This is a genomic window from Bradyrhizobium sp. CAR08 (genome assembly GCF_052871955.1).
The window spans coordinates 201,719-222,865 of sequence record NZ_JBIXJX010000002.1; the positions used below are offsets into that span (position 1 = coordinate 201,719).

The following is a 21,147-nucleotide window of genomic DNA, read 5'->3' on the forward strand; positions in this document are numbered from 1 at the left end:
GTCCGCGCGCTGTTCGCATTTATCCTAGTCTTTGGCGAAAACGTCCAAGCCGCATCCTGCGGTTGACGTTACGCAAGGACGATGTTCGATATTCCAGCATTTCGTTGCAACGTTTTCTCCCCGTCGAAGGCGGCCATTGAACGGCCCCTCTCCTTCGCCAGTCCCCGGATCGCGATCTTTCTCGCACGCCCGAGCCATACGCAGATTGCGTCGTCCGGCCGATGACAATCCTCCACGCAAATCGATTCTCGTCCCTTGTCGGCGAAATCTACGACGCCGCGGTCGATCCCGCGCTGCGCAGCGGGGTGCTGGAACAGGTTTCGCATTTCGTCGGCGGATGTGCCGCGACCATCCTGTCCAGGGATAGAGCCAGGCTCTCGATCGAGATCCACGAGCATTTTGGCAGCGAATCCCGCTTCCGCCAGCTTTATCGCGACCGATATGTGGAACTCGACCCTCTGCTCGATCGTCATCTCATGCTCGCGGCGGAACAGACGATCGGCGTCGCCGATATCATGCCTCAAGCGGATTTCCTGGCAACGAGCTTCTATCGCGAGTGGGTGGAGCCGCAAGGAGCGATAGACCTTGCAACCGTTGCCCTCGAGAAGTCGGAGGCACGCACCACGATCCTGCAGGTGTTGCGCCACCGGTCGCGCGGACTCGTTGACGAGCCGATGCGTGAGCGCATGCGGCTGCTTGCTCCGCACCTCCAGCGCTCCAGGATCATGGGCCGGCAGATCAGGGCACGCTCGCATACCGTGGACGACCTTGCAGATGTCTTGGATGGGCTGAGCACGGCGATCTGCCTGCTCGACGCAGATGGCCGGGTCGTACATGCCAACGCAGCATGCCGCGGGCTGTTCGCCGATGCCAGCCTGCTCGCAATGGTCGGCGACCGGATCGTGGCCCGCAACACCCAGACCGACAAAATATTCCGCGGCCTGTGCGAATCGGGCAGTGAAGCTCGTTCCGCTGCCAGCCGCCAGATCGAGCTTGCGACGTCGGTTGATGGGCAGCACTATCTGCTCCACGCTTTTCCCTTGAAGCGCGATCGCACTCCATCGCGAGATGCTGCAGCCACGGTGCTCTTCGTTCAGAAGGCCTCGGCGGCGACATGGCTCGCAGCCGATGCGATCGCTGCGGCCTTCAGGCTGACGCCGTCCGAACTGCGCGTATTGATGGCCATTATCGAGATTGGCGGGGTTCCCGACATCGCTGCAAAGCTCGGTATCGCTGAAACGACGGTGAAGACGCATCTCGGCCGCCTGTTCGAGAAGACCGGCGCCGGCAGGCAGGCCGACCTGGTCAAGATCGCCACCGGCTTTGCCGTTCCATTCGCGCGTCGAACGAACGGCAGTGGCGACGCCGTGTGATCCATTTCACAAGGCTCGCCGATATGTGCCGCGATCTCAATGCATTGTGATGAGCCGAGCTCCCGTGTCCTCCGAATGCAGGACGCGAGTCATTTGATACTTTCGTATATCGCGATCCAGAAAAGTGAAGAGCAGCAAGCGCCACGAAGAGATGCGACGACGGCGTCAAACGCGAGTGTGAGGAAACGACAGCGCACGGCCGGACCTGCTCGTCGGTTGGAGGATTGCAGTGAGCCAGTTTGATTTTTCCATTATTAATGTTTCGACGAACGAAATTCCCGAAAACGAGCGTATCCCGCTGCTTCGCGATTTCTACTGCCGCGGGGTGTTGAAGGCGGAGGTCGAGGCGAGAGAAGGAAAGCCGGCTACGGCGAGCTTCACGTCCCACGTCTTGCCGGAAGCCCAATTGCTGATCGGAGGATTGTGCGGAGCGCGCGTCAGTCGCACCAAACACCTGGTTGCCGATGGCGACGACAGCCTGGCCCTGATCGTGAATCGATCTGGCGTACTTGGAATATCCGAGCGGGGACACGATCTGAGCCTTCGTGCAGGGGAGGCGGTCCTGACCAGCGCGGAGGACGTCACGACGTTCGAGCGATTGTCGCTGGGTAGCTGCTTCTCCCTACGCGTGCCGAGACGCGTGCTGGCGCCGATGATCGTGGATGTCGATGACGCCGTAATGCGTGTCATGCCGGAGAGCTCGACAGGACTTCGATTGCTGGTCAACTATGCGGAGACACTGGTGCGGGAGAAGGCGTTCGCGACGCCAAATTTGCGCCAGCTCGGGGTCGGGCATCTGCACGATCTTCTGGCAATCGTTCTCGGTGCCACCAACGAGCCCCGGGAGCTGGCCGGGCGGCGCGGCGTGAAGGCGGCACGGCTGCAGAAGGCCAAAGTCTCCATCGCCAACAATTGCTGGCGGCAGGACCTGTCGGTGGCCACAGTCGCCCAGGAGCTCGGCGTGACGCCGCGTTATCTCCAGCGCCTGTTCGAGGCCGACGGCAAGACGTTCTCGTCCTTCGTGATCGAACAACGCGTCAAGCGCGCCCATCGCATGTTGCGGGAACCCGGATACGCCGAGCGGACGGTCAGCTCGATCGCCTACGATGTCGGCTTCGGCGATCTCTCCTATTTTAACCGCTGCTTCCGTCGAACTTATGGCGCCACGCCCAGTGACGTCAGGAGCGGCGAAATGTCGTGACCGCGCACGACTGAGTTTCAAGTCAAATGCCGCTTGGAGACGGCAGGGGCGGGCGTGCGCCGCCCCCAGTTGGAGTGTTGCATGCGCCGTTTTTTCTTATGATCGGCAATATCGTGAAGATCGATCCGGGCGGCATGGTGTTCGAATGCCCCGAAGCGACATTCGTGGTGGCCAACGAGATGGCAAGCCACCTGTTCGTCTGGCGCGACGATTTGCGCGACCGCGATGCCTGCATCCGGGTCAGAAACGCCGACGGGCGCGAGATCTATCGCGCCGCGGTCTGGTCGGAGAATCTGGAGAAGGTCGGCTGGGACGAGATGTGAGCATCCCGGTGCGGTATCGCGACTCTGCATCAGTAGCACCCGAAACGAATATCCGCTCGTTACCGGCCGACGCCTCATCCGATCGGAGGATGCCGCATGCTGTGGTTGTGGTATGCTTGGTGATATTGATGACCCAGGCCATTTATAGCCATGCACGGACCACGGAAACTGCCCGACCTGGTCGAGGCCATCTACGATGCCGGGCTCGATCCCTCGCTGTGGAATAACGTCGTCACCGGCATCCGCGACTTCGTCGGCGGCCAGGCCTGCGGGCTGTTTTCCAAGGACTCGATCAGCAAATTCGGCGTCACGCACTATTATTGCGGGGCGGACCCGCACTACATCCGGCTCTATTCCGAGACGCATTCGAAGTTCGATCCGCTGACGGTCCTGCCGCCGCATGGCCAGATCGTCAGCATCCCGGATCTCGTCAATTTCGATGAATATCGGCGAGGACGCTTTTACCAGGAATGGATGCGGCCGCAGGGTTGCAGCGATGCGGCTAACGTCGTGCTCGAGAATTCGAATGCGAGCTGCCCCGTGATGATGACGGTGCTGTCGGGTCGCCGGATGGTGGATCCGGTGATGAAGCACCGCCTCTCGCTGATCGTCCCGCACGCCAGCCGTGCGTTGCTGATCAACCGCGCCATGACCTCGCAGCTGACGCTGGCGACGGCGCTGGCAGAGGTCCCGGACAATCTGGCCTGCGGCATCTTCCTGCTCGATGGATTCTGCCGGGTGGTGCACGCGAATTCCGCGGGGCACGACTTGCTTGCGGCGGAGGATCTGGTTCGGTCCGTTGCCGGGCAATTGGTGACCAGCAGTGCGGAGGCCAATCAGACGCTGCGGGAAGCGTTCGCGACCCGCCATGAAATTGCGCTGCTTGCCGCAAAGGGGCATGCGTTTTCGCTGCTTTCGCCTTCGGGCGAGCGCTACGTCGCGCACATCCTGCCGCTGTCGTCCGTCCTGCGGGACGGCAGCGAGCGGGTGGTCGATGCCGTCGGTGCGCCGCTGCTGCGTAAGGTATCGCTCGGCGGACAGTCCTATGGCGAATTGATCGCGCGGACATTCGACCTTACGCCGGCCGAGCTGCGCGTGTTCCTGTCGATCGTCGAGGTTGGCGGCGTCCCGGAGACGGCGGTCGCGCTTGGTATCGCGGAAACGACGGCGAAGACGCATCTGCATCGCGTGTTCGCCAAGACGGGCGTTTCGCGTCAGGCCGATCTCGTTAAGCTCGCGGCAGGATTCTCCAATCCGCTTGTGAATTAGACTGTTGAATTTTGCCTTCACGATTGAACCTTTCGCTCCCGCGAAAGACTCACGGAAGCCGCCAGGCATGAAGAACATTTCGCCATCTCCATGTGTCACCATCGGCTCTTCCGATGCCCCGACCTCCAAAACCGTCCGAGTTGATCGAGACTATCTATGACGCGGGTCTCCACCCGGAGTTGTGGAGCGAGGTCGTTGTCAAACTCAATGCCTTCATTGGCAGCCAAGCCTGTGGTCTGATTTCGAAGGACCCGGTCAGCAAATCAGGCGCGACGCATTATTATTGCGGGGTCGATCCGTACTACATTCAGCTCTATGCGGAGACCTACTCCCGATACGACCCGCTTGCTCGGCTTCCGCGCTATGGCGAGGTGCGCAATATCCCTGATCTCGTGGATTTCGACGAATACCGCCGCGGCCGCTTCTACCAGGAATGGCTGCGCCCCCAGGGCTGCGTCGACGTCGCCAACGTGGTGCTGGAGCAGTCGAAGTCGCCGTGTCCGATGCTAATGACCGTGATCCCGGGCAGGGAGATGCTCGGCGCGGAACAGCGGGCGCGAATGCAGTTCCTGGCTCCGCATGCGAGCCGGGCGCTGTTGATCAACCGGGCGATCGAGCGGAAGCAGCAGCGCGCGGTCGCGCTTGCCGACGTCGTGGACCGACTGAATGCCGGTGTCATCCTGCTCGATTCGACCTGTCATATCATCCACAGCAATCCGGCCGCGGCGACGATCCTAGACGTCGACGATGTCCTGCGGTCTGTCTCGGGCAGGTTGGTGGCAAGATCTTCCGCTGCTAATTCAGCCTTGCGCGATATTTTCCGTGACACCAGCGAGGTCGCGTTGGCGGCATCTTCGGGACGGAAAAATCCGTTGATGTCGCATGACGGTTCCTACTACGTCGCGCAAATCATCGCGCTGCCATCATTGCTGCGCGACGGGGTGGCCGAGCGCAGTTCGGCAGTGGGAGCGCTGTTCATCTGGAAAGCGGAACTCGACGGCCGCTCGTGTGCCGGGCTCATTGACCGCACCTTCGAGCTCACGCCTGCCGAACTGAGGGTCTTGCAGTCAATCGTCGATGTCGGCGGCGTGCCGGAGACGGCGGTTGCGCTCGGTATCGCCGAGACGACGGTGAAGACGCATCTGCATCGCGTGTTCGCCAAGACCGGCGTTTCTCGTCAGGCCGATCTCGTCAAGCTCGCAGCTGGATTTTCCAATCCGCTCGTGCACTGAGACGCGTTCAAAAACGCAGGCGAGTCGCCGTAGCTCGCAATAGGTTCAATCACAAGCATCATTAGAAAGTTATCGCACGTCGTTCGATCGAATGACGCGATTTTCCGCGTTGTCTTCTACTAGACGTCACACGATCTGTTGTTCGACCTACCAGACATTGTTGTGAAGCAACTCACTGCGAGCGGAAACGAATTCCGTCAATCTCTCGTGCAGGTTGAGAGGAGATTGTCATGCGGACGGCGTCACCAGTTCTGACAGGAAGATTCCGCGATATCGTCGCCCGCATGGGCGCGGTACTCCGCGCGCAGCGGGAAATCGACGCGGAGCGCGTGTTGCGGCGCTATCGCCACCTGCTGGACCAGCCGCACGAAGCGCCGTGTTTGAATGAAATTATTCCCGTTTCCCGTGAAGAGGATATCTTTGAAAATGCCAACGGAGTTGATCCGCGCGAGCGCACGAGCGACCCCAAATTCGAACGTGCGTAACGCCAGCATCGTCGCAATCGCGCTGACGGCAGCGCTCGTCGCTCTCGAACTGGTCGGCCTCGCGATGCTGGAGCGATCTCATGCTTACGCGCAGCCGTCGGTTCCACTCGTGCCGACCGTTTGCACCGAGAGCACCGATGTCCCCGTCTCGCAAATTCCCTACGATTGATCGGAGGGCAAATTGTGCCTGATGTCACGACTCTGATGCTGCTCAGCGTTGCCGTGTTCGCCGGCGCCTTTGTCTCCGGACTCTCGGGATTTGCCTTTTCCGCGGTAGCGGGCGCCATCCTGCTCCGGGTGTTTCAGCCGCTCGAAGCCGTACCGCTGATGATGGCGTGCAGCATCGGCGTGCAGGCCACCAATCTGTGGTCGCTTCGGCGCAATATCCGCTGGGAAGGCAGTCTGCTGCTGATCGTCGGCGGCTTGATCGGCGTTGCCATCGCGGTGTCGCTGCTCCAGAGCACCGATACGCATCTGCTCCGGCGCGGCTTCGGCATTATCGTTGCGCTCTATGCGGCCTACATGCTGCTGCGGCCGACGCTGGTGACGGCCGGCGAGGCGGTCGGGCGGCACTGGGTCGCGTTGATCGGGTTCGGTGGAGGACTGGTCGGCGGACTGACCGCGATGCCGGGCGCGATCCCGACGATCTGGTGCGACATGCGCGGCATGCCCAAGAGCGAGCAGCGCGGCCTGGTGCAGCCGTTCATCGCCGCGATGCAGCTGTTCGCGATCGCGCTGCTGTTCGGACATCAGGATCTGTCGTCAAAGGTCTTCGTCGATCTCGCGGTTAGCCTGCCGGCGCTGTTCGCAGGCTCCGCGCTGGGCGTGATCGCGTTCCACAGGGTCAACGAGACGGTCTTTCGCAAGACCGTGCTCGTTTTGTTGTTGCTGTCGGGGATTTCCCTGATCTAGTGCTCGACGGGTTGCACCGGCGCCGCGCTGGTGTCGCTGCCGTGATGCGTCAGCGGCTTCATGCCAGTGACGGTCCGCAGCAGCACATAGAACACCGGCGTCAGGAACAGGCCGAATACGGTGACGCCGATCATGCCGGAGAACACGGCGACGCCCATGGCGCGCCGCATCTCCGAGCCGGCCCCGGTCGAGAGCACCAGCGGCAGCACGCCCATGATGAACGCCATCGACGTCATCAGGATCGGGCGCAACCGCAGCCGGCTCGCCTCGATTGCGGCCCGGATCGGGGTGCGGCCTGCGAATTCGAGCTCGCGCGCGAATTCGACGATCAGGATCGCGTTCTTGGCCGAGAGTCCCACCAGCACGATCAAGCCGATCTGGGTGAAGACGTTGTTGTCGCCCTTGGAGATCCAGACACCGAACATAGCAGCCAGCAGACCCATCGGCACGATCATGATGATCGAGAGCGGCAAGGTCAGGCTCTCATAGAGCGCGGCCAGCACCAGGAACACCAGGAGGATCGCCAGCGGAAACACCCACAGTCCGGAATTGCCGGCGATGAACTCCTGATAGGTCAGGTCGGTCCATTCGAAGGCAAAGCCGGGCGGCAGCGTCTCCGCCGCGATCCGCGTCGCGACCTCCTGCGCCTGTCCGGAGGAGAAGCCGGGAGCAGCCGCCGCGTTGATATCGGAGGACAGGAAGCCGTTGTAGCGGATCGCCCGCTCGGGTCCCGCGCTCTGGCGAACGCTCAAGAGCGCCGAGAGCGGCACCATGTCGCCCGAGGACGAGCGCACCTTCAACTGCCGGATGTCGTCGGCGCGGGCGCGGAACGGCGCGTCGGCCTGCACCCGGACCGAATAGGTGCGGCCAAACTTGTTGAAGTCGTTGACGTAGTAGGAGCCCAGGTAAATCTGCAGCGTGTTGAACACCTCCGTCACGGGCACGCCCAATTGGAGCGCCTTGGTGCGATCGATGTCGGCGAACAGCTGGGGCACGTTGACCTGGAAGCTCGAGAACACGCCGGCGATCTCCGGCGCCTTCTGCATCGCGGCCATGAACGCCTTGGTCGCCTCGTTCAGCGCCTCATAACCGAGACCGGCACGGTCCTCGATCTGCAGCTTGAAGCCGCCGATGGTGCCAAGGCCGTTGACCGGCGGCGGCGGGAACATGGCGATGAAGGCTTCCTGGATGCCGGCATATTTCTTGTTCAGCTCGGCCGCCAGCGCGGGGCCGCTGAGAGAAGGATCCTTGCGCTCGTCGAACGGCTTGAGCGTGGAGAACACGATGCCGGCATTGGAGGAGTTGGTGAAGCCGGCGATCGACAGGCCCGGAAAGGCGACCGAACTCTCGACACCGGGCTGGGTCAGCGCGATGTCGCTCATCTTGCGGATGACGTCTTCGGTACGGTCCAGCGTTGCGCCATCAGGCAGTCGTGAGAACCCGACCAGATACTGCTTGTCCTGACCCGGCACGAAGCCGCTCGGGACCTGCTGGAACAGGAAGGCGGTGAGGCCGACCAGGAGCACATAGAGGCCCATGACGGCCGCCTTGCCTGATATCACCTTGGTGACGGTGCCGCTGTAATTCTCCGACGAGCGTGTGAACACCTTGTTGAAGCCACGGAAGAACCAGCCAAGGCCCTTTTCCATGATGATCGTCAGCCGGTCCTTCGGCTCATTGTGTCCCTTGAGCAGCAGCGCCGACAACGCAGGCGACAGCGTCAGCGAATTGATGGCGGAGATCACGGTCGAGATCGCGATCGTCAGCGCGAACTGCTTGTAGAACTGCCCGGTGAGGCCGGAGATGAAGGCGAGCGGCACGAACACCGCGATCAGCACCATCGCAATCGCGATGATCGGCCCCGACACTTCGCGCATCGCCTGGTAGGTGGCGTCGCGCGGCGACAGCCCTCCCTCGATGTTGCGTTCGACGTTCTCGACTACGACGATGGCGTCGTCGACGACGATGCCGATTGCGAGCACGAGCCCGAACAGGCTGAGCGCGTTGATCGAGAAGCCGAACACGTGCATGACCGCGAATGTGCCGACGATCGACACGGGCACCGCCAGCAGCGGAATGATCGAGGCGCGCCAGGTCTGCAGGAACAGGATCACCACCAGCACCACCAGCGCGATCGCCTCCAGCAGCGTGTGAATGACGGCCTCGATCGAGGAGCGCACGAACTGGGTGGGATCGTAAACGATCTGGTAGGACACGCCTTCCGGCATATTCTTCTTGATCTCGGCCATGGTGGCACGGACATGATCGGAGATCTCCAGCGCGTTGGAGCCGGGCGCCTGGAAGATCGGAATCGCCACTGCCTGCTTGTTGTCGAGTAGCGAGCGCAGGCCGTATTCGGACGCGCCGAGCTCGATGCGGGCGACGTCGCGCAAGCGCACGACTTCGCCACGCGTACCGGTCTTGACCACGATGTCGCCGAATTGCTCTTCGTTCGCAAGCCGCCCTTCCGCGTTGACGGACAGCTGCAGGTCGATGCCCTTGACATTCGGGGAGGAGCCGACCACGCCGGCAGCGGCCTCGACGTTCTGCGCCTGGATCGCCTTGACGATGTCGCTTGCGGTGAGCCCGTGTTCGGCAGCCTTCTGCGGATCGACCCAGACCCGCATCGAATAGTCGCCGGCGCCATAGAGCTGGACGTCGCCGACGCCGTCGATCCGTGCAAGACGGTCCTTGACATTGAGCACGGCGTAATTGCGCAAATACGTCATGTCGTAGCGGCCGGTGGGCGACAACAGATGCACGACCATGGTGAGGTCGGGCGACGACTTCTTGGTGATGATGCCGAGCTGCCGCACCACGGCGGGCAGGCGCGGCTCGGCCTGCTGCACACGGTTCTGCACCAGCTGCGTCGCCTTGTCAGGATCGGTGCCGAGCCGGAATGTCACCGTCAGCGTCATCGCGCCATCGGTGGTCGCCTGGCTTGACATGTACAGCATGCCTTCGACGCCGTTGATCTGCTCTTCGATGGGAGTCGCCACCGTCTCGGCGATCACCTTGGGATTGGCCCCGGGATAGGTCGCGCGCACGAGGACGGAGGGCGGCACGACATCGGGATATTCCGAGATCGGCATCGCGAACAGCGAGATCAGGCCGGCGAGGAAGATCAGGACCGAGAGCACACCGGCAAAAATCGGACGATCGATGAAGAACTTCGAGAGATTCATGGCTTTGCCCCTGCGCGAGAGACGACCCTCCCGCCATTCCCGGGCGCGGGAAAAGCCCGCAAATCCGGAAATCCAGAAGTGATGTCTTGGTAGTTCAACAAATTCGACATTCCGGCTCGCGCTGCCCGCGCGCTCCGGAAGCGGAGAATGCTAGCGTTGCACCACGTCCTGTTTGCTGTGGTTGGAGGCCTGCTGCGGCCCGCGCGCGCCCATCGACGCGATCTCCGTCTTGAGCAGGGCGCCGGGACGCACGCGCTGGAGGCCGTTGACGATAATGCGATCGCCGGTCTTCAGTCCCGTCGTCACGATACGCAACCCGTCGACCGAGCCGCCGAGGGTGATCGGCCGGTAGACCGCGCGGCTGTCGTCGCCGACCGCCATCACGAACTTCTTGTCCTGGTCGGTACCGATCGCGCGCTCGTCGATCATGACCAGCGATTGCTGCTTGGGCTGGCCCATGCGCACGCGGGCGAACTGGCCGGGGATGAGACGCCCGTCCTCGTTTCTGAACACCGCGCGGACACGGATGGTGCCGCTCTGGCCGTTGACCTGGTTGTCGATGAGCTGGATGTGGCCCTTGGCCGAGAGGCCGCCTGAGGTCGTCATCTCCACCGGGATCTGGTCCAAATTGCCGCGCTTGCCGGAGACATCTGCGATCGAGTTCAGCGCCCGCAGCACCACCTCCTCATCCGCATCGAACGACGCGTAGATCGGATTGACCGAGACCAGCGAGGTCAGCACGGGGGAGGCGGTGCCGGCGGCGACGAGATTGCCGACGGTGATTTCGATCTTGCCGACGCGGCCGTCCACGGGTGCACGTACCTCGGTGTAGTCGAGATTAAGCTTTGCGGTCTGGAGCGTCGCCTCGGCTGCCTTCACGTTGGCGATGGCCTCGCGGTTGGCGTTGTCGCGCTGGTCGTAGTCGCGCCGCGTCACCACGGCGTTGCCGACCAGCTGCGCGCCGCGCTCAAGTTCATTCTGCGTGAACACGACGCGCGCTTTCGCAGCTTCGAGCTGGGCCGCGGCCTTGTCGACCTCGGCTGCGTAGGGCGCCGGGTCGATCTTGAACAGGATGTCACCAGCCTTCACCAGCGCGCCTTCGATGAAGTTGGCCGACAGGATCGCGCCGGCCACGCGCGGGCGAAGCTCGACGCGTTGAATGGCCTCGAGCCGACCGGAGAAATCGTCCCACAGCACGGTCTGCTTTGGTTCGATCAGCGCGACCGTGACAGGGACGGCTTGCTCGGCCGCGGCGGTCGCGGTCGCCTGCGCGGCACGAAAGTAATGGCCGGTCGCGATCGAGCCGGCTACGGCGAGAGCGCCCACGATGGCGACGCCGCTCAGAAGGCGGCGGACATGGCCGGGGCGAGTGGTATTTTGGGAGGGGGGCATTTGCGCTCCATATATGTAGTGTTCACTACAGATGTGGAGCTGGATACCGCAGCGCAAGATACTTATGTACCATTCGCTAAGAAAATTGTAGCCGCTTACCGCAAGTATTGGCAAGTGGAAGAGAAAATAAAGCGAGAACAAAGAGATAGGATCCGGCGTTAGGGTCAGGGACGACGCCGATTTCGAGGAGAACAGGCAAATGGGCATGGGACGCCCCCGCGAATTCGACGCCGAAACGGCGTTGGACCAGGCGATGGAAGTGTTTTGGCGCCATGGTTATGAGGGTGCCACGATCGCTCAGTTGACCGAGGCCATGGGGATCAATCCGCCCAGCCTCTACGCCTGTTTTGGCAACAAGGAAGGGCTGCTGAAGGCCGCGCTCGACCGCTATACCAAACTGCGCACCGTCTGGATGGACGAGGTCGTGGCAGCGCCGACTGCCCGCGACGTCGCCGAACGGATGCTGATGGGCATCGCCGACAAGCAGACCGATCCCGCCAACCCGCCCGGTTGCCTGCTCGTGCAGGGCGGCATTGCATGCGGCACCGGATCAGAAAGCGTCCCCTTCGAACTCGCCGCTCGGCGCGCCCAGAACGAGGACCAGCTTCGCGATCGTTTTGTTCGCGCCAAGGCCGAAGGCGATCTCAAGCCGACCTCGGATCCCGCGGCACTCGCGCGCTACGTTTCGGCCGTCTCGGTCGGCATGGGCGTGATGGCGTCCTCAGGCTCCGACCGCGAGGCATTGCAGCAGGTCGCGAGCGTGGCGGTGCAGGCGGTCGAGGCGCAGTCGACTGCAAGAACATGACGAGCGTTGTCGTCTTCGCCTCTATCATCTCACCGATTGCGTGGCAGACAGCGACGGCGGCGGGACGAAGCCGCCGAACGCGCGTTCGATCAGTCCGGCGAGCGCAATCGGTGTGCGGTCCTCGAGATAAGGCCCGATGATCTGGACGCCGATCGGCAGGCCCGATGGCGTGCGCTCGATCGGAACGGCCGTTGCAGGCAGTCCGCAGGTCGAAGCGGGGTCTGCCCAGATGAAGCACGCATCGGCATAGGGATAGAGCTGTCCATCGATATCGAGTTGCCGCGCGTCGAACGGCTCGGACTGGTCCTGGGGAAAGGCCGGTACGGCGGCGGCCGGGTAGATTACTGCGTCGAACTCGCGGAACAGCTCCTGCCATCGTTGTTGCAGCCGCAGGCGCGCCGCGTCGGTCGCCAGCCATTCGCGATGGACCATCGCCCAGCCGCGCGCGCGCTCGGCCTGCAGGCTGCGGTCGTCGGGCGAGAGTTCTGCGGCAACTCCTTGCGCCTCTGCGAGGGCGGCCGGTGTCAGGCGTGGACTTCGCGCTGCGTTCAACAGCTTCATGTAAAGGCGGGCGGATTCGGCGAGATCGGGCAGAGACGCACTCGAGCGCGCGACGCGTGCGCCTGATCGTTCGAGCCGTTCCGACAACCGCCCGATGGCGGAACGCACGGCATCGCCTGTCGGCATCAACGGATGCGTATCGATCACGAGAATCCTGAAACCCCTGAGCTGGTCGTGTCGTGAGGCCGGCAACGCAAGACGATAGCCGATCCCGTCGCGCGTCTCGTCGGGGCCGGCGATCACGTCGAGCGCGAGTGCGAGATCCGAGGCAGTGCGCGTCATTGGTCCAACGACGGCGAGATCACCCTGGCCGGCAACGGGCGGTGCCGGCGGAAGGCTGTATCCGCGTAGCGGGACGAGGCCGAGGCTCGGCTTGTGTCCGAACACACCGCAGAAATGCGCGGGCACCCGGATCGAGCCGCCAATATCCGAGCCGATCGACAGCGGTCCGAATCCCGCAGCCAGCGCCGCTCCTGATCCGCCTGAAGAGCCGCCGGGCGATCGGCCGAAATCCCACGGATTGTTCGTCGTACCGTAGATGTCATTGTAGCTCTGGAAATCTCTGAGGCCGATCGGGATATTGGTCTTGCCGATGATGACAGCACCCGCCGCCTTCAACCGCGAGACGACAAGGGCGTCCTCCGCGGGTTGGAAATCTTTGAAATGCGGAAAGCCCCACGTCGTCGGCAGGCCGGCGACGTTGAACGGTTCTTTCAACGTCAAGGGGATGCCGAGCAATGGCTGCCGCTCGCCGCGACCAAGTGCGGTATCGGCGGCGCGCGCGGCGTCTCGTGCGCGATCGAAATCGCGAACGATGACGGCATTGATCTGCCCGTCCAGCGCCTCGATGCGCGCGATCGTATGCTCGATCAACTCGGACGCAGAAAGCTTGCGCGCGTGCAGGGCGCTCAGCAATGTGCTGATCGAGCCGTAGTCCCAGTCAGTGGCGGTCAATCCGGGCGGCATCACGATCTCCATTGTCTTGCATCGCCGCGTCGATGTCGCTCGGCTGCAAATCGATCCGAGTATCGAGCATGCAATTTGGCGGATGGTATGAGGAGGCCACGCAACGGGAACCAGATCTGTCCGCCGGTCGGGGGCCGGAGGCGGCGCCTGGCCATCAGATCGCGGGATACGCACTGCTTGCCGCGGTCTATGCGCGATCGATGGGCTCTGTACGGGCTGCTGCTCACGTGGCATTGGGGGCGGCGAAGCCTGGATACTGACGAGCATGTTCGCCCTGACATTCCTTGGGACCTCCGCCAGCGTTCCGTCGGCGGAGCGCAACCATCCGGCTCTCCTGGTGGAGGCCACGGGCAAGCGCGTCCTCATCGATTGCGGCGAGGGCACGCAGCGCCAGTTGCTGCGCAGCGGCGCGGGCTTTCGACGGCTTGACCGCATTCTGCTGACGCATGCCCATCTCGATCACGTGCTCGGTATCCCCGGTCTCTTCTCGACGCTGGGGTTGCGTCAGCAATCGGACGCGATGACCGTCTATGGAGGCCAGGGCACGCTCGACGTCGTCATCCGCATGCTTGCCGGCCTGTGGGGCGCGGGCAGGGCGCCGATCCCGGTGGAGTTCGCACCGCTGACCGAAGGACAGGTTATCGACGCCGGCGACTTCACCATCGATTGCTTTCCGGTCCCTCACCGCGACACCGACAGCTTTGGTTTTTGCTTCCAGAGTCCGGCACGCCGCCATCTTGAGCGGGAGCGCCTCGCCGAGCTCGGTGTTCCCGATGGGCCGCTGCGCGGAGAACTGGCCGCGGCACGACCAGTCGTGATCGCCGGCCGCACGATCTATCCCGAAGACGTCATGGGGCCGCCGAGCGGCGGCAGGAAGCTTGTGGTCATCGGCGACACCGAAACCACTGACGGGCTGTCCAGGCATGTCGCCGACGCCGATCTGCTGGTGATCGAGGCGACCTTCCTCGATCGCGACGCCGCGACCGCCCGGGGCTATGGTCATCTCACCGCGCGCGAGGCGGCTTCATTTGCCGCCGCGAACAACGTCAGGCAACTCGTGCTGAATCACATGTCGGGGCGTTATCGCGACGAAGAGATTCTGGCCGAAGCGACAACGATTTTTCCAAACACGCGGATCGCCGCCGACTTCGATCGCGTCGTGATTTAGCGGCACCGCTCAAAGAGAGCGCAACCTCTGACGGTCTGATTGTGAGCTGCTTAACCTGCGGTGGCTGGGGAACTAGGATTCGAACCTAGACAAACAGAGTCAGAGTCTGTTGTGCTACCGTTACACCATTCCCCAACGGAATAGCCGAACAAATTCAATGACTTGTTGATTTGTCCGGCTGTGGCCGATGGCACTTATCGCGCAAATCACGGCTCAGGCGTGGAGGGTTTCTACCCGCTCGGCTGTGGGCTGGCAAGCGCTGCGACGCAGGGATGTTTTGCGGTCCACATGGGACGTGCGGGCCGTGGCATCGTGGGCTCCGGCGGAGCGCCGCGGCGGCGCGCGACCGTTTGCCTCATCCGAAAATCACGGTTCCTGGTCGGATCGTCACGCACCGCATCGTCCTTCGGACACACAACCCAAGGAGATCCGTGATGCCCTATGTCGATGGTTTCGTGCTGGCCGTGCCGAAGGACAACATCGAGGCTTACAAGGCGCTGGCGCAAACGGCCTGCGCGATTTGGATGGAGCACGGTGCGCTCGATTATGTCGAATGCATCGGCGACGACGTGCCCTACGGCGAGCTGACTTCGTTTCCGCGCGCGGTGATGGCGAAGGAGGACGAGATCGTGGTGTTCGCCTGGATCGTCTATCGCGACCGGGAGACTCGCGACACCGTCAACAAGAAGGTGATGGCGGACCCGCGGCTGAAGTTGGATGGTATGCCGTTCGACGGCAAGCGCATGATCTACGGCGGCTTCACGACGCTGCTGCGGGCGAGCGACGTGATGGGGTAAGGGCGCTGACCCGGCCCACACGTCGGTGCTTGTCCATGCAGCGTCGTGGCAAGCCGTTTTACTTGCCGGTACGGGGCCAGCATGCCATCCTCTCATCGCCAGGCATAAACAACCGGAAGCGGGCGCTTAGCCGAGCTTCCAAAAAAACTGGTTGGGGAAACCCTTGGGAGGTTTGATTTCATGAGATTGAAGCACGTCACCGGGCTGCTTTGCGCGGCCGCGATGTCCCTTGCGCTCGCTTCAGCCGCGCAGGCCCAGGACAAGGTCGTCAAGATCGGCGCGATCCTGCCGATGTCCGGCGGCACCGCCTCGATCGGGGCGCACGCCAAGGCGGCGCTCGAGGTCGCAATGGACATCATCAACAACGCTCATCCCGAGCTCGGCACTCTGCCGCTGGCCAAGAACGCAGGCCTTGCGGGCCTCGGCGGCGCCAAGATCGAGATCGTGTTCGCCGACAACCAGGGCAACCCGGCGACAGGCCAGAACCAGGCGCTGCGCCTGATCACGGAAGACAAGGTAGCCGCCGTGTTCGGCTCGTATCAGTCCGGCGTCACGCTGACCTCGAGCGCGATCGCGGAGAAATACGGCATTCCCTTTCTGAACTCCGAGTCGGTCGCGGCCAATCTCACCGAGCGGGGCTTCAAATGGTTCTTCCGCACCACGCCGATCGCCACCGACTTCGCCAAGGCCTATGTCGATTTCCTCGCCGACATCAAGGCGCAAGGCGCCAAGACCGATGCAATCGCGCTGGTTCACGACAACACCGAATACGGCACCTCGGTCGCCAACACGATCAGCGCCGCCTTCAAGGAGAAGGGGCAGGCCATCGCAGTTGACGTCGCTTATCCCGTCAACGCGACCGACGTGCAGGGACAGGTGCTCCAGCTCAAGGACAAGAAGCCCGACGTGATCATCATGATCAGCTACACGTCGGATGCGATCCTGTTCGCCAAGACCATGCAGTCGCTCGACTACAAGCCGGCCGTGCTTTTGGCCGACGACGCAGGCTATTCCGATCCCTCCTTCATCAAGGCGGTCGGCAAGATATCGCAAGGCGTCTTCAACCGTTCGTCATGGTCGGTGGGGCCGGCCGGCTCACCATCGGCCATCATCGCCGACATGTACAAGAAGAAGAGCGGCGAGGAGATGGACGACACCGTCGGCCGTCAGATGCAGGGCTTCTTCGTGCTGGCCGACGCGATCGACCGCGCCGGCTCGACCGACCCGGCAAAGATCCAGGCCGCGTTGAAGACGACCGATCTGAAGCCCGAGCAATTGATGATGGGTTACAACGGCGTGAAGTTTGACGACAGGGGCCAGAATATCCTCGCCTCCGGGCTCATCATCCAGCTCCAGGATGGCGAGAACTACACCGCGGTATGGCCGAAGGCCAACGCCGCGAAGGCGCCGGTGCTGCCCTACAAGGGCTGGTGAGATTGAAGGCGGGGCTGCGCGCCCCGCCATTTCCGAAATGATTTGATCAGAGCAACGCTGGCTCATGTCCTTTGTACTCGTGCAGGTGATCGTCGGCGGACTTCTGCTTGGCGCTGTCTATGCCCTGTTTTCCTCAGGCCTCACGCTGGTGTGGGGCATGATGAACATCGTCAATTTCGCGCATGGCGATTTCGTCATGCTCGGCATGTACGTCGCCTATGTCGTCTACACGCTGTTGGGAGGAGGGCCGATCCTCGGCGCGCCGCTGGCAACCCTGGTGCTCGCGACCGTCGGCGTCGTCGTCTATTTCGCCCTGATCCGCGATATCATGAAGGGACCGATGCTGGCGCAGATCCTCGGCACTTTCGGGCTTGCGCTATTGCTGCGTTATTCCGTGTTCTGGTGGTTCGGGGCCAACTTCCTGTCGATGCCTCCGGACATCGTGGGCGGCACCTATGCGTTCGCGGGCCTGCGCATCGAGGCCTCGCGGCTGCTTGCCGGCGTGGTTGCGCTGCTCGTTACCCTCGGGCTGCATCTGCTGCTGACGCGGACCTCGCTCGGCTCGAAGATGCTGGCGGTGGCGGAGGATCAAACCGCGGCCCAGCTCATGGGCATCCGTCCCGACACCATGCAGGCGATCGCCTGGGCGATTGCGGCCGGTGCCACCGGGCTTGCCGGCGCGCTGATTGCGAACTTCTTCTACATCGTGCCGACCGTCGGCGAGACGCTCGGCATTGTCGCCTTCGTCACGGTGTCGCTCGGCGGTTTTGGCAGTGTGCCGGGCGCCCTCGTCGCGGGCCTGCTGATCGGCGTGATCGAGTCACTGTCGGGCTATCTGATCGGCGCGATCTACAAGGACATCGTCGTCTATGTCCTGTTCCTGCTCTTCCTCTGGTTCCGGCCGCAGGGCCTGATGGGCAAGACCTGATGAGAAAGCTGTGATGCGGCGCTTGATCTGGCTCTCGGCCGTCGCAGCGTTCGCGATCTGCTATCCGCTGCTGCTGTCCTCGCCGTTCCAGCAGCGTCTGGGCGCGCTGGTGCTGCTCTATGCGATTGCAGCGTCTGCGTGGAATATCGTCGGCGGCTATGCCGGCCAGGTCTCGGTCGGCCACGTCGTGTTCTTCGGCTGCGGTGCTTATGCCGCGATGGGATCCTACGCAAAATTCGGCCTGTCGCCCCTGTTCGGCATCCCCGGCGGGATCGTGCTCGCCGTGGGCTTGGCCGCGATCATCGGCGTGCCGACGCTGCGTCTGTCGGGCCATTATTTCAGTATGGCGACCATCGCGGTCGCCGAGACGATGCGGCTGATCGTGACCAACACCGACTGGCTCGGTGCGGCCGTCGGGCTCTCAGGGCCGACCGTGCCGCGCAACATCTTCGATCTCTCGTTCCTGTCGTCGCTGCCGTATTACTATCTCTTCCTCGCAATCCTCGTGATCACGCTGTTGATCACCTGGTGGATGACCAACAGCCGCATGGGATTTTACCTGCGCGCGATCAAGGACTCCGAGCGCGCGGCGCGCTCGCTCGGCGCACCCGCCAGTCGCACCAAGCTCTACGCCTACATGCTGAGTGCGGCGCTGACGAGCGTCGCCGGCGCGCTCTATGCCATGATGTTCGGCTTCGTCGACCCCGAGTCCGGGTTCGGGATCCTGATTTCGGTGAAAATCCTGATCATGGCGGCGCTGGGCGGGGCAGGGCTGTTGTTCGGGCCCCTGGTCGGTGCCGCGATCCTGGTGCCGCTGGAGGAGATCTCGAACAGCTGGCTCGGCGGCAAGGGCGCCGGGCTCACCTTCGTGCTCTATGGCGCGATCATCGTGGTGATCGCGCGCTTCCAGCCCGGCGGTCTGCTCAGCCTGTTCACTCGGCGCAGCAAGCCGACGAAGGACACGGGAGCTGGCCATGCTCCTTGAGGCACGCGAAATTACGAAGGCGTTCGGAAGCTTCAAGGCGGTGGACGATGCCTCCGTGACCTTGGAGCAAGGCGACATCCTCGGCCTGATCGGCCCGAATGGCGCGGGCAAGTCCACCTTCTTCAATTGCCTGACTGGCGATCTCAAGACCACTTCGGGCTGCGTCCTGTTCGAGGGCCGTGACATCACCGACTTCGCGCCGGAGCTGCGCGCCGGGCTTGGGCTCGCTCGTACCTTCCAGGTGCCGCAGACATTTGAGGGCATGACGGTGCTGGAGAACGTCATGATCGGCGCATTCCTGCGCACCTCGCATCGCAAGGACGCCGAGACCAGGGCGCGCGCGGTGCTCGAGCGCGTCGGCATGATCAGGCTTGCGGATGCGCCGGCGCGCTCGCTCGGCACCCCCGGTCGCAAGCGGCTGGAGATCGCGCGGGCGCTGGCAACCGAACCGAAGGTGCTTCTGCTCGACGAAGCCATGGCCGGCCTCAACGCCCATGAGGTGAGGCTCGCCATCGACCTCGTGCGCGACATCCATCGTTCCGGCATCACCCTCGTGATCGTCGAGCACATCATGGAAGTGATCATGTCACTCGCCAGCCGCGTGATGGTGTTCCACCAGGGCAAGGAGATCGCCCGCGGATCGCCGCGCGAGGTCACATCCAACCCGGCGGTGATCGAGGCCTATCTCGGCAAGCGTGCAGCCAAGGCAGCGGCCGGCCACACGCCGGTCGAACTGATGGGCGGGCCGGACCTATGAGCGGGCCGTTGCTGCGGATCGAGCACCTCGAGGTGCGCTACGGCGATCTCATCGGCGTGTCCGACGTCTCGCTGGAGGTTCCTGAAGGCAGCGTCGTGGCGCTACTCGGCTCCAATGGCGGCGGCAAGACCACGACGCTGAACGCGATCGCCGGCCTCATTCCCGTGCATTCCGGATCGATCCGCTTTCGCGGCGAGGATATCGCCGGCGAGAGAGCCTTTGCGATCGTGCGCAAGGGGCTGGCGCTGTCGCCAGAAGGCTGGCGGCTGTTCGTGCAGCAGAGCGTCGAGAACAATTTGATGCTTGGCGCAACGCCGCTGCGCGACAAGTCGCGCCAGGCCACGCTGCTCGAACGTGTCTACGAGATCTTTCCGCGCCTGAAGGAGCGCCGCAACCAGCGTGCGGGCACCATGTCCGGTGGCGAACGGCAGATGCTCGCGGTCGGGCGCGCGCTGATGAGCGACCCGAAGCTGTTGATGCTGGATGAACCTTCGCTCGGTCTCGCGCCGGCGGTGGTCGAGTCCATGTACGAGACCTTCGGCCGCCTGCATCGCGAGGGCCTGACCATTCTGCTCGCCGAGCAGTCGATCGAGCTCGCACTGGAGGTCTCGGATTTCGCCACGGTGCTCCAGGTCGGCAAGAGCGTGCTGTCGGGCACGGCGGCGGCGCTCGCGGAGGATCCGCAGGTGCAGAAGGCTTATCTGGGCGTGGACTGACCGATTTTCCGCCTGGAGGCGCCCGGTATCGGCGGCGTTAGGCTGCAAAATGGATATGCAACAGTAACGGCGAGGCGTCGCTACTTGATCTTGTCGTAGGCCGCCGCGAAATCGCCGAGCGGCATCGGGATCGCGATCGTTTCCTTGGCCATGTTCTGGAAGGAGACCTTGAGCTGCTTGCCCGACCGCAAGGTCGCAAGCAGGTCCGGCGCGATCGGCGTGGAGGCGTAGCAGCCGCGGTTCTCGCAGGTCTGGATCTGGAGATCGACCGTCTTGCCCTCGTCAACCTGGAGCTTGGCGCCGATGGGAAGGTTGAGGCCAAGCGGCAATTGCAGCAGCGCCACCGGTGTGCGGGTGTCGGGCGCGATGCGGATGTTGATCAAAACGATGGTCTGGCCGGTCTTGGTCAGCACCGCGTTCTGCTCCATCGCGCATTCGAGCGGTGCGTCGCGGCTGACGCTGGTGCAGCGCACGACCCAGCCGGGCTGCTGCGCCGCAGCGCCGTCAGCCTGCGGCTGCGTCGGAGCCGGTGCGGGCTGTGCCGCCGGGGCAGACGGAGCTGCGTTCTTCTTGGCGCCTTGCTGGGCATGCGCGGCACCCGCCGACAACAGGACAGCGGCGGCAAGCGCGACAAGTCTGGATTGGATGGGCATGGCAA

20 protein-coding genes and 1 tRNA gene are annotated in these 21,147 nt (G+C 63.3%); 16 read left to right on the top strand and 5 right to left on the bottom strand.

What is annotated here, in order from left to right:
- The first annotated feature begins 221 nt into the window (after window positions 1–221).
- From ACIPUD_RS04635 to ACIPUD_RS04670, 8 genes are all read left to right on the top strand, one after another.
- Entirely contained in the window at window positions 222–1,373 is a 1,152-nt protein-coding gene (locus tag ACIPUD_RS04635; protein WP_446480190.1) for a helix-turn-helix transcriptional regulator, read from the top strand.
- 229 nt (window positions 1,374–1,602) lie between these two features.
- Window positions 1,603–2,574: a helix-turn-helix transcriptional regulator gene (locus ACIPUD_RS04640; RefSeq protein WP_018459279.1), complete on the top strand. Its 972-nt coding sequence runs from the start codon at window positions 1,603–1,605 to the stop codon at window positions 2,572–2,574.
- Window positions 2,575–2,672: 98 nt separating this feature from the next.
- Window positions 2,673–2,897, top strand: a complete 225-nt coding sequence (locus tag ACIPUD_RS04645) for a hypothetical protein (RefSeq protein WP_446480191.1) — start codon at window positions 2,673–2,675, stop codon at window positions 2,895–2,897.
- A gap of 150 nt (window positions 2,898–3,047) precedes the next feature.
- Window positions 3,048–4,166, top strand: a complete 1,119-nt coding sequence (locus tag ACIPUD_RS04650; RefSeq protein ID WP_446480192.1) for a helix-turn-helix transcriptional regulator — start codon at window positions 3,048–3,050, stop codon at window positions 4,164–4,166.
- A gap of 113 nt (window positions 4,167–4,279) precedes the next feature.
- Complete coding sequence (locus ACIPUD_RS04655; protein ID WP_446480193.1) at window positions 4,280–5,398, top strand: helix-turn-helix transcriptional regulator; 1,119 nt, start codon at window positions 4,280–4,282, stop codon at window positions 5,396–5,398.
- A 230-nt stretch (window positions 5,399–5,628) separates the two neighbouring features.
- Window positions 5,629–5,883 (top strand): hypothetical protein, encoded by a 255-nt coding sequence (locus ACIPUD_RS04660; protein WP_446480194.1) that lies wholly within the window; start codon window positions 5,629–5,631, stop codon window positions 5,881–5,883.
- Entirely contained in the window at window positions 5,876–6,052 is a 177-nt protein-coding gene (locus tag ACIPUD_RS04665) for a hypothetical protein (RefSeq protein WP_231188607.1), read from the top strand. The genes ACIPUD_RS04660 and ACIPUD_RS04665 overlap by 8 nt, the downstream gene beginning before the upstream one ends.
- 14 nt (window positions 6,053–6,066) lie before the next feature.
- Window positions 6,067–6,795 (top strand): sulfite exporter TauE/SafE family protein, encoded by a 729-nt coding sequence (locus ACIPUD_RS04670; RefSeq protein ID WP_247409062.1) that lies wholly within the window; start codon window positions 6,067–6,069, stop codon window positions 6,793–6,795.
- On the opposite strand, the gene ACIPUD_RS04675 is transcribed toward ACIPUD_RS04670, so the two are convergent.
- Both ACIPUD_RS04675 and ACIPUD_RS04680 read right to left on the bottom strand, forming a co-directional pair.
- A complete protein-coding gene (locus tag ACIPUD_RS04675) occupies window positions 6,792–9,980 on the bottom strand; it encodes an efflux RND transporter permease subunit (RefSeq protein WP_446480195.1) in 3,189 nt (1,062 codons plus the stop codon). The genes ACIPUD_RS04670 and ACIPUD_RS04675 overlap by 4 nt on opposite strands.
- A gap of 150 nt (window positions 9,981–10,130) precedes the next feature.
- A complete protein-coding gene (locus ACIPUD_RS04680; RefSeq protein WP_085352784.1) occupies window positions 10,131–11,372 on the bottom strand; it encodes an efflux RND transporter periplasmic adaptor subunit in 1,242 nt (413 codons plus the stop codon).
- A gap of 199 nt (window positions 11,373–11,571) precedes the next feature.
- Here ACIPUD_RS04680 and ACIPUD_RS04685 point away from each other — a divergent pair, with 199 nt between their 5' ends.
- On the top strand, window positions 11,572–12,177 hold the full coding sequence (locus ACIPUD_RS04685; protein WP_018459270.1) for a TetR/AcrR family transcriptional regulator: 606 nt from the start codon (window positions 11,572–11,574) through the stop codon (window positions 12,175–12,177).
- A gap of 24 nt (window positions 12,178–12,201) precedes the next feature.
- On the opposite strand, the gene ACIPUD_RS04690 is transcribed toward ACIPUD_RS04685, so the two are convergent.
- Window positions 12,202–13,704 carry an amidase gene (locus tag ACIPUD_RS04690; protein WP_446480196.1) on the bottom strand — a complete coding sequence of 501 codons (1,503 nt, stop codon included), beginning with the start codon at window positions 13,702–13,704 and terminating at the stop codon, window positions 12,202–12,204.
- 265 nt (window positions 13,705–13,969) lie between these two features.
- Here ACIPUD_RS04690 and rnz point away from each other — a divergent pair, with 265 nt between their 5' ends.
- Window positions 13,970–14,872 carry a ribonuclease Z gene (gene rnz, locus ACIPUD_RS04695; protein ID WP_446480197.1) on the top strand — a complete coding sequence of 301 codons (903 nt, stop codon included), beginning with the start codon at window positions 13,970–13,972 and terminating at the stop codon, window positions 14,870–14,872.
- A gap of 61 nt (window positions 14,873–14,933) precedes the next feature.
- Here the strand turns inward: rnz and ACIPUD_RS04700 are convergent.
- Window positions 14,934–15,007: transfer RNA gene (locus ACIPUD_RS04700), tRNA-Gln, on the bottom strand.
- 299 nt (window positions 15,008–15,306) lie between these two features.
- Here ACIPUD_RS04700 and ACIPUD_RS04705 point away from each other — a divergent pair.
- The 6 genes from ACIPUD_RS04705 (at window position 15,307) to ACIPUD_RS04730 (ending at window position 20,489) form a co-directional block, all read left to right on the top strand.
- On the top strand, window positions 15,307–15,669 hold the full coding sequence (locus ACIPUD_RS04705) for a DUF1428 domain-containing protein (RefSeq protein WP_018459267.1): 363 nt from the start codon (window positions 15,307–15,309) through the stop codon (window positions 15,667–15,669).
- 180 nt (window positions 15,670–15,849) lie between these two features.
- Window positions 15,850–17,103 carry an ABC transporter substrate-binding protein gene (locus tag ACIPUD_RS04710; protein WP_446480198.1) on the top strand — a complete coding sequence of 418 codons (1,254 nt, stop codon included), beginning with the start codon at window positions 15,850–15,852 and terminating at the stop codon, window positions 17,101–17,103.
- Window positions 17,104–17,167: 64 nt separating this feature from the next.
- Entirely contained in the window at window positions 17,168–18,031 is an 864-nt protein-coding gene (locus tag ACIPUD_RS04715) for a branched-chain amino acid ABC transporter permease (protein ID WP_247398215.1), read from the top strand.
- A 13-nt stretch (window positions 18,032–18,044) separates the two neighbouring features.
- Window positions 18,045–19,016, top strand: a complete 972-nt coding sequence (locus ACIPUD_RS04720) for a branched-chain amino acid ABC transporter permease (protein ID WP_446480199.1) — start codon at window positions 18,045–18,047, stop codon at window positions 19,014–19,016.
- A complete protein-coding gene (locus ACIPUD_RS04725; protein ID WP_018459263.1) occupies window positions 19,006–19,773 on the top strand; it encodes an ABC transporter ATP-binding protein in 768 nt (255 codons plus the stop codon). Before ACIPUD_RS04720 ends, ACIPUD_RS04725 begins: the two co-directional genes overlap by 11 nt.
- Window positions 19,770–20,489, top strand: a complete 720-nt coding sequence (locus ACIPUD_RS04730; protein WP_085352790.1) for an ABC transporter ATP-binding protein — start codon at window positions 19,770–19,772, stop codon at window positions 20,487–20,489. Before ACIPUD_RS04725 ends, ACIPUD_RS04730 begins: the two co-directional genes overlap by 4 nt.
- A gap of 80 nt (window positions 20,490–20,569) precedes the next feature.
- On the opposite strand, the gene ACIPUD_RS04735 is transcribed toward ACIPUD_RS04730, so the two are convergent.
- On the bottom strand, window positions 20,570–21,142 hold the full coding sequence (locus tag ACIPUD_RS04735; protein WP_204510935.1) for an invasion associated locus B family protein: 573 nt from the start codon (window positions 21,140–21,142) through the stop codon (window positions 20,570–20,572).
- Window positions 21,143–21,147 lie beyond the last annotated feature (5 nt).